At 68.6% G+C, this 12,585-nt stretch carries 8 protein-coding genes and 2 pseudogenes; 4 read left to right on the top strand and 6 right to left on the bottom strand.

The window, feature by feature from the left end:
- Window positions 1-107: 107 nt before the first annotated feature.
- Window positions 108-800: a FadR/GntR family transcriptional regulator gene (locus ACWY4P_RS46125; protein ID WP_456206794.1), complete on the top strand. Its 693-nt coding sequence runs from the start codon at window positions 108-110 to the stop codon at window positions 798-800.
- Window positions 801-1,012: 212 nt separating this feature from the next.
- Window positions 1,013-1,990, top strand: a complete 978-nt coding sequence (locus ACWY4P_RS46130) for a LacI family DNA-binding transcriptional regulator (RefSeq protein WP_456206795.1) — start codon at window positions 1,013-1,015, stop codon at window positions 1,988-1,990.
- Between the two features lie 69 nt (window positions 1,991-2,059).
- Here ACWY4P_RS46130 and ACWY4P_RS46135 read toward each other — a convergent pair whose 3' ends face one another.
- The 3 genes and pseudogenes from ACWY4P_RS46135 to ACWY4P_RS46145 all read right to left on the bottom strand — a co-directional run bounded on the left by ACWY4P_RS46135 (window position 2,060) and on the right by ACWY4P_RS46145 (window position 7,574).
- Window positions 2,060-3,817, bottom strand: a complete 1,758-nt coding sequence (locus tag ACWY4P_RS46135) for a cellulase family glycosylhydrolase (RefSeq protein ID WP_456206796.1) — start codon at window positions 3,815-3,817, stop codon at window positions 2,060-2,062.
- 105 nt (window positions 3,818-3,922) lie between these two features.
- Window positions 3,923-5,422: a glycoside hydrolase family 43 protein gene (locus ACWY4P_RS46140; RefSeq protein ID WP_456206797.1), complete on the bottom strand. Its 1,500-nt coding sequence runs from the start codon at window positions 5,420-5,422 to the stop codon at window positions 3,923-3,925.
- 168 nt (window positions 5,423-5,590) lie between these two features.
- A pseudogene (locus tag ACWY4P_RS46145) lies at window positions 5,591-7,574 on the bottom strand (beta-galactosidase).
- Between the two features lie 443 nt (window positions 7,575-8,017).
- Between ACWY4P_RS46145 and ACWY4P_RS46150 the strand changes: the two are divergent.
- Both ACWY4P_RS46150 and ACWY4P_RS46155 read left to right on the top strand, forming a co-directional pair.
- Window positions 8,018-8,952: pseudogene (locus ACWY4P_RS46150) on the top strand (glycoside hydrolase family 3 protein); the annotation flags it as partial.
- A 264-nt stretch (window positions 8,953-9,216) separates the two neighbouring features.
- Window positions 9,217-9,903, top strand: a complete 687-nt coding sequence (locus ACWY4P_RS46155; RefSeq protein ID WP_456206798.1) for a hypothetical protein — start codon at window positions 9,217-9,219, stop codon at window positions 9,901-9,903.
- A gap of 36 nt (window positions 9,904-9,939) precedes the next feature.
- On the opposite strand, the gene ACWY4P_RS46160 is transcribed toward ACWY4P_RS46155, so the two are convergent.
- From ACWY4P_RS46160 to ACWY4P_RS46170, 3 genes are all read right to left on the bottom strand, one after another.
- Window positions 9,940-10,710 carry a pirin family protein gene (locus ACWY4P_RS46160; protein ID WP_456206799.1) on the bottom strand — a complete coding sequence of 257 codons (771 nt, stop codon included), beginning with the start codon at window positions 10,708-10,710 and terminating at the stop codon, window positions 9,940-9,942.
- 37 nt (window positions 10,711-10,747) lie between these two features.
- On the bottom strand, window positions 10,748-10,942 hold the full coding sequence (locus tag ACWY4P_RS46165; protein ID WP_456206800.1) for a hypothetical protein: 195 nt from the start codon (window positions 10,940-10,942) through the stop codon (window positions 10,748-10,750).
- A gap of 704 nt (window positions 10,943-11,646) precedes the next feature.
- On the bottom strand, window positions 11,647-11,868 hold the full coding sequence (locus tag ACWY4P_RS46170; protein ID WP_456206801.1) for a hypothetical protein: 222 nt from the start codon (window positions 11,866-11,868) through the stop codon (window positions 11,647-11,649).
- Between the last annotated feature and the right edge of the window lie 717 nt (window positions 11,869-12,585).

Here is a 12,585-nt window from a genome sequence, read left to right on the forward strand (position 1 = left end):
GGAAGTCGATGCGAACCCTGATGATGCGATCACTCCGCTCCTTCCTGGGCTGTGGGATGTATTGGTACGCTGCCGACGCCCGAGGATGAGCAGTGGGGTAGCGCAGCATGTCATTGACCGACAAGGCCATCGACCGCATCAGGGAGCTCGTCCAGTCGGGCGAGCTTCCCCCGGGTGCCAAGCTGCCGCCCGAACAGCAACTCGCCGCGGAGCTGGGGCTGTCCCGCAATCTGATGCGGGAGGCGGTCAAGGCGCTGGCCGTCTCGCGGGTGCTGGAGATCCGACGCGGCGACGGCACGTACGTGACCAGCCTGGAACCGGAACTGCTGCTGAGCGGCATCGGATCCGCAGTGGAGCTGCTGCGCGGCGACACTCTGCTGGAACTCACCGAGGTCCGCCGACTGTTCGAGCCAGTCGCCACCGGCCTGGCCGCCGGCCGCATCTCGGCCGAGGGGCTCGCGGAGGTGGAGCGACACCTGGAGGCGATGCAGGCGGCCCGCGACGATGTCGAGGAGCTCAACGAGCACGACGCCGCGTTCCACCGCGCGGTGATCGCGGCCACGGGCAACGCGACGCTCGCCACTTTGCTGGAGGGCATCGCGAGCCGGACGCTGCGCGCGCGTGTCTGGCGCGGACTGGTCGACGAGGATGCCGCCGGCCGCACGCTGGCCGAGCACAAGGCGATCTACCATGCGCTGGCCGTCGGCGATGCTGCCCTCGCCCAGGCCGCCGCCCTCATGCACGTCAGCACCACCGAGCAGTGGCTGCGCGAGCACCTGGACCGGGACGGCGCCTCGTAGCCGCGAGCGCTGCGCGTGGGCCCGTGGGCTCAGAAGCCCCATTGACCGCTGACATCGACGGCGCGTTCCTGGCCGTCACAAGCGCTCAACGGGAGGTGTCAGAATGGCGGCGGGGGCAGGCGAGGCGATGGGGAAAGGCGATTGTGCCGGACAACCGATCGGGAAGATCTTCGGCGGATGACGACAGTGAGGGTGGCGCGGGACCCGCGTCGGTGACGATCGCGTACATCGCCGAGTCGGCGGGTGTCTCGGTTCCCACCGTGTCGAAGGTCCTCAACGGCAGGTCCGGCGTGTCGGACGAGACTCGCGCCCGCGTCGAGCAGCTGATCCTTGAGTACGGTTACCGCAAGCCTCCCAAGAGCCGGAGCAACCTGGTGGAGCTGGTGTTCCGCGAGTTGGAGAGCATGTGGGCCGTGGAGATCATCCGCGGTGTCGAACGCGTGGCCCGCAGGAATCGGGTCGGGCTGCTGGTGTCCGCGTTCGGACTCCACGAGTCAGCGGGGATGATCGACGACACGGTCGGACGGCGCCCCCAGTGTGTTCTGTCGGTGGCGCAGCTCTCCGAAGCGGAGCGGGAACAGCTGAAGGCGAAGGGCATTCCGTTCGTCGTCTTCGACCCGATCGACGAGCTACCCGACGACGTGCCGTTCGTCAGTGCCACGAATTGGCGCGGCGGCCAGACGGCGACCCGGCATCTGCTCGACCTGGGACACCGGCGCATCGCCATGATCAGCGGGCCGGATCACCCCTACTGCCGCGCCCGGCTGTCCGGTTACTTCTCCGCTCTCTCGGAGGCCGGCCTGCCGATGGCACCCGAACTGGTGGTGAAAACCCAGCTCACGCGCGAGCACGGGTACACCGCGGCGCGCGAGCTGTTGTCCCGCCCTGATCGCCCCACCTCGGTGTTCACCGCGAACGACATGCAGGCGCTCGGCGTCTACCAGGCCGCGCGCGAGCTCGGTTTGCGTATCCCGCACGATCTCAGCGTGGTGGGCTACGACGACGTCCCGGCCGTGGCCTGTGCGGATCCTCCCCTGACCACTGTCCATCAGCCGCTGGCCGAGATGGCGACAGCCGCCACCGAGCTGGCCCTGGCGCTCGGCCGCGGCGACGATGTGCCGCGGCTCGGACTGGAGATCGCGACCAAGCTCACCGTCCGGGAGAGCACGGCTGTGCCGAAGGAGGAGTGAGGTCGCGCGGAGTCGCGGGTGTGCCCTGGTTGCCCGGGGAGCGGGCAACCAGGGCGAGGGGCCGGTCGGTCAGGACGTCGTGCCGGTGACCGAGGATCCGGACTTTGTGACGTGGTACGTGACGGTGGCGCCGCTCCAGAAGTGGAACGTCAGCGTCACCGGTGCACCGTCGCGGAGTTCGTTCAGGAAGTCGGAGGTCAGGATGGTCTTGCCGCCCGGGTAGTCCGGCGAGAAGGCCGTGTTGAACTCCTGGAACGGAGTCCAGGTGGCCTGGCCGGCGTTGCTGCCGTCGGCGTACTTGGCCTCCATGGTCGCCAGCACGTCACCGCGGTACTGCGTGGGGATGGTGAACGAGCCGGTCGTGCCGGAGGCGTTCGACAGCACCGGAGGGTCATAGGTGATGATGTCGATCTGCCAGGGCAGCCCGCTGGAGAACCGGGCCTGGAGCGTTGCGTTGACCCCGTAGTCCCGGTTGCCGGTCAGCCGGGTCAGCGCGGTGGCCGTGAGGGTGAGCTGATCGCCGGAGACGGAGTAGTCCCGTCCCTCGACCAGCTTGGTGTCGCCCTGCCACAGGCCCTGGAAAGTGGTGCCGTTCGGGTTGAGGGTGAGTGTCTGGGCGGTGATCGGGCTCGACTTCCGTACGAAGACCTTGTCGAAGGAGGCCGTAGCCGAGCGGGTGGTCCAGCTGGACTTGATCCAGGCGAACAGGGCGGGGTCGCGCCATTGCATGGTGGAGCGGTTCAGGTAGGCGAAGCCGGGGTCCCACAGGGCGGTGGTGACACCGGCGGCGCGTGCCGCGTACCCGACATGCTCGTAGTACTTCAGTGCCTCGCCCCGCTCGATGCGGGAGGGGTGGTTGTCGTCGGGATATCCGAGCAGACCGTACTCGCCGAGGTAGACGGGGATGCCCTGGGCGACGAACGTGTCGTTCATGCGGGCGAAGGCGTCGGTCAGGTCCTTCTGAGCGTTGTCGTCGTACCGGGTGCCGCCCGCGATGTTCACGCTGAACGGGTACCAGCTGTAGTAGTGCACGGTGGCGACCAGGCTGCTGTCGTGCAGTGCGCCGATCGTGGTGGACAGGTCGTCCATGAGGGTCTGGGACGGGGTGCAGACCTGCGTGGGCAGGACGAGCAGGCGGTCGGTGTTCCCGCCGCCCGAGGAGCGGACGACCTTGTGGAAGGAGGTGTTCAGCTCGTTCAGGAGCTGCGTCTTCTGCGCGTCCGTGGCGTTGTCGAAGACCGGCTCGTTGACGCTCTCGAAGAGCAGGGTGCGCGGCTCGTCCCGGAACGTCGAGGAGATCTGGGTCCAGGTGGCGTTGAAGCGGGCGAGCACGTTGTCATGGTCGGTGGGCATCTTCGATATCCACTGCCACGAGTCGTGGTGGACGTTGATCACGACGTAGAGGCCGTCGGCCAGCGCCCAGTCCACCACCTGCTTGACGCGGCTCATGTAGGCGGCGTCGATGGTGTAGGGGGCGGTGGCGGACTGGTGGTCGGTCCAGGTCACCGGGGCGCGGACGCTGCGGAAGCCCTGCGCGCGGATGGTGTCGAACAGGTCCTTGGTGACCTTCGGGTTGCCCCAGGACGTCTCGTCCGGAATCGCGTCCAGGCTGTTGCCCAGGTTCCAGCTGGGCTGCATCGCCGCCACGGCGTCCTTGGCGGCGGCCGGAACCCTCACCGCCGACCGCGATGGCTCCCTGGTGCCGTCGGGCGCGGCGGACGCGCTGCCACCGGACAGCCCCAGGATGACGAGCAGCGCCAGCAGCAGGGCCGCCAGGCGTCCGGGACCCCGGTTCCGGTGGTGCGCGGGTTGCCGTATGTCCTTCACGTGCCGTTCCTCTCGGTCGGTCGTGCGGATGGTGATCCGATCCGTGGCGATCAGCCGCCACCGTCGGCCCTGCCTGTCCGTGCAGATCCATTGGGCGGTGCCGGTTCAGCGGCTGATGGGCTCGTAGTCGAACCAGTCGAAATGGACGGTGCCGGCCGCGGCGTACATGCCGATGACGCGGCCGGTGAAGCCGCCGGCGACCTCGGTCGACAGGTAGCGGCCGTCGAGCGTCGCGAGCACGCTGAGGGTGCCGTCGGGCTGCTCGACGCCGAAGGAGACGGCGTCGGGGCCGGTGCGGGCGTCGTGCGGAGGCGGCGGGTCGCCAATCATGAGGCCGAGGACCACCGGCCCGTCGGGTACGGGCTGTGCAGCCACCACTGTGCGCAGGGAGCCGACGCGCGCGACCACCCGCACCTCGCCCCCGGACACCTCGATGGCGTAGTGGTGCCGCTCGTCCAGCCGCACGGCCAGGCCGCCGCGTCCCTCCGAGGGATCGACCAGGGTGCGCGCCCGGCACGACAGGTGCTGCTGACGCCGGCCGGTGAAGACGACGTCGGGCTCGTCCAGGGAGCCGCCCCGCGCGCGCAGCGTCAGCCATCCGGGGCGCTCCTTGGTGGTGCAGTGCTCTGCCGGGCGGTCCCGCACAGAGATCCACAACGGCCGCAGTTCGCTCAGGTCGAAGTCGTCCCGCTGCCCCTCGACGGGGCCGGGGACAAGGGGCCAAGGGAGCTCCGGCAGGTCCAGTGCGACCTCGCCGACGACCGGCCAGCCGTCCACCCAGGTCACCGGCGCCAGAAAGGTCTCCCGGCCGAGTACGTGCCAGCCGGGCGTGCCGCCGCCCGGCCGTACCCCGAGCAGCACCATCCACCACGAGCCGTCCGGGGCCTGGACCAGATCGGCGTGCCCGGTGTTCTGCACGGGATGGTCGGTGCTCCGGTGGGTGAGGATCGGGTTGGCCGGGCAGGGCTCGAACGGGCCGCTCGGCGTACGGCCGCGGGCGATCGCCACGCCGTGGCCGCGCTCGGTGCCCCCCACGGCGATGAGCAGGTACCAGTAGTCGCCGATCCGGTACAGATGCGGCGCCTCCGGGGCCTTGGCGCCGGGTGTGCCGGACCACAGCTTCTGCGGTGGTCCGTACGTCCGACCGGTGTGCGGGTCGATGCGGACCTGTGCGATCCCGGCGACGGTGCACCAGCAGGTGCCGTCCTCGTCCCAGGCCAGGTCGGGATCGATGCCGGGCACGCCGGGGAGCCGGACGGGATCCGACCACGGTCCGGCCGGGTCCGTGGTGGTGACGACCAGGTTGCCACCGCCCTCGCTCACATTGGTGACGATCAGCCAGAAGCGTCCGTCGTGGTACCGCAGGGTGGGGGCGTAGATCCCGGCGGAGGACGGCACATCGGCCGCCAGAGGCAGCTGGCTCGGCCGGTCCAGGGCGTTGCCGATCTGCGTCCAGTGCACCAGGTCACGGCTGTGGAAGACGGGCACACCGGGGAAGTACTCGAAGCTGGAGCAGACGAGGTAGTAGTCGTCGCCCACCCGGCAGATGCTGGGATCGGGGTGGAAGCCGGGGATCACGGGGTTGGCGGGTCCGGTGTCTGACAAGTCACCAGGTCCTTTCGAGGTGTCGGGTGCCCACAGAGGCGGGGAGGGTGTGTCTCAGGCGGAGGTGCCGTCCGGAGAGGGCGCCTCCGGGCGGCTGAGCCGGAGCCGCAGGGCATCGTGACCCCAGCGGATCGTGTGCCGTTCCTCGGTCATGGTGACCTCTCGGAGTCATGGCCTGCGCAGCACTGCGCAACCACCGGGTGGCAGCTCATGGGCCGTGGTGTCGGTGAGCAGGTCGTGGACGGGCTCCGGCAGGGGCACGGCGTCCGCGCCATGGTTGATCAGAACGTGCCAGCGGCGGCCGTCGGGCGCGTGCCGGGTGACGGCTTCCACACCGCCCGGCAGACCCGGCGCTTCCGGGCCGGCACCGGCCTCGTCGAGCAGCCGGCGGACCAGAGCGCCGTAGTCGGCGTCGTCGAGGCGAGTGGAGAGATACCAGCCCTGTCCGGTTCCGAATCGGTGCCGGGTCAGCGCCGGGCTGCCGGCCAGCATGCCGTGGGTGTAGGCGGCGAGCGTCTCGGCGCCCTTGGTGTGCAGGGACTCGCTCCAGACCGTGCCCAACGACCCGTCCGACAGGGCGATCCGTTCATCCGCCCGCAGCGGTCGGTGCTCCTCGACACGGATGCCCAGGGCGTCGCGCAGCGGCCCGACGGGATAGCCGCCGAGCCGGGCCTGCATGCGGTCGTCGACGCATCCGTTCGCGTGCTGGACGAGGAGCGTCCCGCCGCCGGCGACATAGCGGCGCAGGTTCTCGGCGCCCGCGTCGGAAAGGAGGAACAGGGCCGGGGCGATGACGAGCGCGTAGCGGTTCAACTCGTGCTCGGGATGGGCGAAGTCGACCGTGACGCCGGCGTCCCACAACGCCCGGTGCGCTCGGCTCAGCTCCTTGTGGTAACCGAGGCCGGCGGAGGGCAGGCCGTCGACGCTCAACGCCCACCAGGCGTCCGCGTCGTGCAGGACGGCCACGGACGCGTCGACCGTCGAGCCCGCCAGCTCGCCGAGCCGGGCGACCGCCTCGCCGACCTGTGTGACCTCCCGGAAGATACGGCTGTCGGGCCCCGCGTGCGGGACCATCGCCGAGTGCCATGTCTCGGCGCCGGCCCGGGACTGCCGCCACTGGAAGAAGAGCGCGCCCTCCGAACCGCGCGCGATGTGGCCGAGGGTGTGGCGCAGGATCTCCCCGGGCTCCTTGCCGAGCACCCGGTCACCGTCGTAGACGGTGTTGGTGCCCTGTTCCATCAGCAGCCACGGGCGACCGCCGGCCAGGGAGCGGGTGCGGTCGGCGTGGAAGGCGACGTCGGCGGCGGCGTCCAGACCCGGTGACCCTGGGTAGTGATCGGAGGCGACCACGTCGAGTTCGCGGGCCAGGGCCCACAGGTCCAGGTTCTGGTAGGCGGGCAGCATCAGGTGGGTCGTCACCGGCCGGTCGCTGTGCGCGCGGATGGCGTCGCGCTGCTCGCGGAAGGCGGCGATTGTCTCCTCGGACCAGAAACGGCGGAAGTCCAGGGTCTGGCCCGGGTTCTTGTGCCACTGCGTCGCGCGTGGCGGCAGCACCTGCTCCCAGGAGGTGTAGCGCTGGCTCCAGAAGGCCGTTCCCCACGCCTCGTTGAGGACGTCCAGCGAACCGTGGCGCGCGCAGCCACTCCCGGAAGGCCGCCGCGGCGTACTCGCAGTAGCAGAGGGTGGCGTACTCGTTGTGCACGTGCCACAGCGCGAGGGCGGGGTGGTGGCCGTACCGTTCGGCCAGGGCGGAGGCGATCCGGCGGGCGGCGCTGCGGTAGGCGGGCGCGGCCAGGCAGTAGGTGTCGCGGCTGCCGTGGGTGAGGCGGGTGCCGTCGGGGGTGACCGGCAGTGCGTCGGGGTGGGTGAGGGTGAACCAGGGCGGCGGGGAGGCGGTCGGGGTGGCGAGGTCGACGGCCACGCCGTTCGCGTGCAGGCGTTCGATGTGGGCGTCGAGCCAGGCGAAGTCGTAGCGGCCCTCCTCCGGTTCGAGCAGGGCCCAGGAGAAAACGCCCACGGTGACCAGGTTGACCCTGGCCTTGCGCATGAGTGTGTCGTCCTCCTTCCAGACGGGCTCGTCCCACTGCTCGGGGTTGTAGTCCCCGCCGAAGGCGAGGCCGCTCAGGCGGTCGGTGATGCTGCGGGTGGTCATGGCTGCTTCTCCGGTACGGGAGTCGGGTCGTGCTCCGGCGGGTGGTCGGCACCGGCGCCGCCAGGAGGTGAAGGCCGACGGCCGTCGCAGCCGTGGCGGGGGAGCGATCCCTGTCACGTGGCGGCATAGTCCGCCACCCCCTCAGCCGGACAGCAATGGTGTCAGTGCGGCCGTTCCCGCGACCGTGGCTGCTGCGCCGACGAAGCTTCTGCGGTTCAACTCGTGCGTCATGGAGGCGGCCCTTCCCCTGGGGAAGCGTCGAAGCGCTTCACTTGCAGGGCGAAAGGTAATGGACACGTTTCGGGCGAAACAAGAGGCTGAACACAACGAAAGTTTCTTTATGCAGGTCATTGACAGCCGCCACGGCGGTGGCAGCGTCGATGCGCTTCGACATTCCGGCCTTCGGCCCGCCATCCACATCCGTCTGTTGAGGGGTCTGACTCTTGGGATCTCCCTCCCTTTCCGCCGCTGCCGTCCAGCTGCCGTTCCGTGATCCCGCGCTTCCGCTCGGGGAGCGCGTCGGCGACCTGCTGGACCGGCTCACACTGGACGAGCGGGTCGCGATGCCGCATCAGTACGTTCCGGCCGTCCCACGCCTGGGCATCGCCTCGTTCCGCACCGGAACGGAAGCGCTGCACGGGGTGGCCTGGCTGGGAGTGGCGACCGTCTTTCCGCAGGCGGTGGGGCTGGGAGCCGCATGGGACGAGGATCTGGTGCGTGCCGTCGCCGAGGCGGTGTCGGTCGAAGTGCGCGCCTTCCACCGGCACCGGCCGACCTCGACCGGGTCCGGCACCAACGGCCTCCAGACCTGGGCGCCGGTGGTGAACCTGCTGCGCGATCCGAGGTGGGGCCGCAACGAAGAGGGTTACTCCGAGGACCCGCTGACTTCCTCGCCTACAACAACGAGACGGATCGCTGCGTCACCTCCTCCGGCTTACGCCCCCGCGTGCTGCACGAGTACGACCTGGCCGCCTTCAACCTGCTCAACGGCCGCCCCTGCCACGTCAGCCCGCTCATCGAGACGGAGCTGCGGACCTGGGCCCGGACCACCGGCCACGAACTGTTCGTGGTCAGCGACGAGGAAGCACCCTGCAACCTGGTGGAACTGGAGCACTACTTCGAGGACCACCCCACCTCCCACGCCGCCGCGCTGAAGGCCGGCATCGACAGCTTCACCGACCACCGCGAGGACAGCGCCACCGTGATCGGCCGACTGCGCGAGGCGCTGGAGCGCGGGCTGATCGAGGAGGAGGACGTGGACCGGGCGGTGCGCCGTCAGCTGCAACTGCGGTTTCGCCTAGGCGAGTTCGACCCCGACCTCGACCCGTACGCCGGAATCGGCCCGGAGGTGATCGACAGCCCCGAGCACCGCGCCCTCACACTGCGCGAGGGCGGCTTCGAAACGGTCCATGGTCGCTCCCCGCTCACCGGGACGTTCCCGCTAAAGCATTTACCACGCCCCCGGCGCGCACCAAAGGTGCGCTGGACTGCTGACCAGCCGTTCCCGGAAACCAGGAGCCGTCTTGCGCGGCCACGATTTGAATCGAGGCCTACGCCACGCAGCGCAATACACTCCTGAAACTGTCACTGTATGTAAGAATTGATGCATTGATGGACAAGGGGACGGCAGATTGACTCAACCATGACCGAATCCTGCCCGGAACAGCCGCCAGGTCCGGGCCCGAATGAACCCCTGCGGCTCAGTGCCGCCGGCGCGGCCGCATCAGCCTGGATCACTGTGTTGACCACCGAGCACTACAACATGCAGACGCAACGCGCCGCCACGATCGGCGAAGCCAACGGACGGGCCAGCATTTTCCTCGGCGCCCTGTCGGCCGGCCTCATTGCTCTCGGGTTCTACGGTCGCGCCGGGCACAGTGCAGGGACCACCACCTTTTACACGCTGGTGCTGTCGTCGCTGGCGTTCTTGGGTGTGGTCACCTTCGTTCGCTGCCTGGAGATCTCCATTGACGACTGGCAGTTCAATATCCGTATCGCCAGACTGCGCGCCATGTACGCGGAACTGGTTCCCGAGCTGGCCGACCTGCTCCTCGCTGTGGCCGGTGCCGAGCAGGCCGTGGCCATGTTGACGCCGCACCGACAGCCATTTCAGCGGATGCTCAGCGTTGCGGGCAGTATTGGTGTGATCACGAGTGTCGTCATCGGTGCCGACGTCGGCGTCGTGGCCTACGGACTGCACGCCCCGCTCACCACAGCTCTTCCCGCGGGAGTAACGGCCGGACTCGTTATGCTCGTCGCGAGCGTCCGCTTTCAAAGCTCGCGCTGGAAAGGGGCTTCTGCCACCGACCCTTCTCACGGCAGCATCTAGAGCACACCCGATGCAAAGATGAGCCTGAGTTGAGTTTTACCAGCCTTTGACAGTGGCGTGCATTTCCCAGACGAGGATTTCGGCGGGTTCGTCGGCGGTGATCCGCTGGCCTCCGGTTGCGGTGAAGCGCACGGAATCCCCGGCTTCGAGTTTTCCGGATGCCTCCAGCGTGACGGTGCCGCGGGGAACGAAGAGGTGAAGGAACGGCGCCTCGGGAAGGAGCACCGAGTCGCCCGGGTTCAGTCGTGCCGCGTGCAGTCCGGCGTACTTGTTCTTGATGCGGATCGCCGATGCGTCGGCATGCCGGTCCATTCCCGAGGCCACGGTGACCAGGCCGCCGTGCAACAGTGCATCGTCGATCTCCAACTGTTCGTAGCCGGGAGTGATGCCCTCCTCGTCGGGCACGACCCACATCTGCACGAAGTGCACGGGGTCGGTGTGGGGGCTGACGCCCTCGACTCGCCAGGAGTCGTTCTTCTCCGAATGCAGGATGCCCGTCCCGGCGCTCATGCGCTGGGCGAGTCCGGGGTAGATCAGCCCGGTGTGGCCGGTGGAGTCCTGGTGGACCAGTGATCCCTGCAGCACCCACGTGACGATCTCCATGTCCTGGTGTGGATGCGTTTCGAAGCCGGTGCCGGCGGTGACGATGTCGTCGTTGTTTACCAGCAGCAGCCCATGGTGGGTGTTCTGAGGGTCGTAGTGGTGCGAGAAGGAGAAGGAGTGCTTGGAATCAAGCCAGGACAGCTGTGTTTTGTACCGTTCCCGGCTGCGGCGGATGTCCACCGTCGGTTGCAGAGCAGCGGTCATCGCATGCGTCCTTTCCACCCCCGGCGTACCGCCGCGCTCACGGCCGTCCCCGGGCGCCGGGTGGAACCGTCACCGTCGGCACAGCGTCGGGGGCTCCCCGGTCGGCGACGTGCAGTTGTGTGCAGTGCTGGTCGGCGATCTCGGCGCAGATGTCGGCCGCCTGCTCGCAGAGGGGGTTGCCGAAGTCCGCGGCGGTCAACGCCATGATCATCTTGTAGCGGAGGTCATACATGTCCGCCTCCGGAAGTTCGGGGGGTCGGCAGCCTCCAGGCTAGGCGCACCCGCGTGCCGCCGCCATCTGTACGGCACCGGCCCCTTGCGGGAACAGGCATCGAAACGGACTGTTCACAGGGCAGATCTGTAGGCGCCGATCGCCGGGTCGCCGGCCTGAACGGTGTCATTATTGCCATAGGGTGGTTGACCTGGGGTTTTGCGATCGCCCAAGTATGGGCGTGATCGTTGATCGTGGGTCTGTGACTGGTCTACCTGATCTTCTGTCGACTACTGGGCTGCCTCCTCTTGCTGGGCCGATCGACCGCCGCGAACAACGTCGAGATCCTCACTCTCCGCCATGAGGACGCTGTGCTGCGTCGGCAGGTCGAGCGCCCGCGGATCTCGTGGGCCGATCGTGCCGTGTTCTCCGCTCTCGCACGGCAGTTGCCGCCCGCCTTGCGTCGTCATCGGCTGGTCGCCCCGGGGACGCTGCTTGCCTGGCACCGCCGTCTGGTGCGCTGGAAGTGGCGTCAAGCACCGGTCAGAGCCGGTCGTCCGCCGTTGTCGGAAGAGACGGTCGCGCTCATCCAGCGCTTGGCGAGGGAGAATCCGACCTGGGGCTACGTCAGGATCCAGGGTGAGCTGCGACGGCTCGGTCATCGGGTCGCGTTGCGTCGGTCAGGCGGAGCAGCTCCCAGTGTTCACGGGCGGTGCGTGTGTTGGTCACGCCACCCCGCGGAGGTCGTTCAGGGGTTCGGTTTCTTCGACTTCCACTGCGGGGCCGCGTGGGACGACTTCCACGAGGGCGCCGAGAATGCCGGACAGGTCCGTTTCGAAGCTGGTGATGTCGAAGTAGGAGCGGTCGGGGTCCAGGGTGGCGACGAGTTCCCCGGGCTCGGTGCTCAGGGCGAAGGAGTGCAGGCCATGGCGACGCCCGAGATCCACTGCTACCGTGTGCTACTGATCGTCGCGGAGAGTTGTCACGTGGCTGGGGGTCAAGGGGGCGCAGGTTCGAATCCTGTCGTCCCGACCAGCATCATCGCAGGTCGGAGGCCGTTTCCGCGGGTAGCGGAGGCGGCTTTAACCATGTCCGGGCTGGGGGCAAGTGGGAGCCCTCTGGGAGCCCTCGTGCTCCCAACTCGCAGACGTGTCAACGCTGCCCGATTCGTCCGTCACCCGATCCGGTAGACCTACCGCCCCGTATCGGGTACCTGTGCGCCGTCGTCAACCAGGGGCCCCCGACGTCACGGTTTTCGCAGGCAGCTCGCACGTGGGGTTCCTGGCTGCCGGGGTGCGCCCCGCGCCAAGGCAGGGCAAAGCCCCTTGTCGCCGGTCTGTAGATAGGGCACTCCCAGGGCGTGAGTGCCGTATCCGGCTCTGCGGCGCCATGGCGAGACAGTCGGCAGAGGCCCCCACGGTAAGAAAAAGTGTGCCAAGCGAGGCGGGAGTGTGCCGCTGGTGTGGTGTCGCCGGAGCCGACGACGTCTTGGTGTTGATGCCCTATACCTGGGTGGCTGGGGAGGGTAGACAGCGCGAGCGTCCATCTGACTTGCGCGGATGGATTTATCGGCACTTGCAATGCCGCAGCTGTCGGATCAGGCCAGGCGTGGTGGCGTTGAGGACCGTTGAGGTCGGCAGTTGAGGCTGTTCGAGCCGCCGTGA

The organism is Streptomyces sp. LZ34, assembly GCF_053890475.1.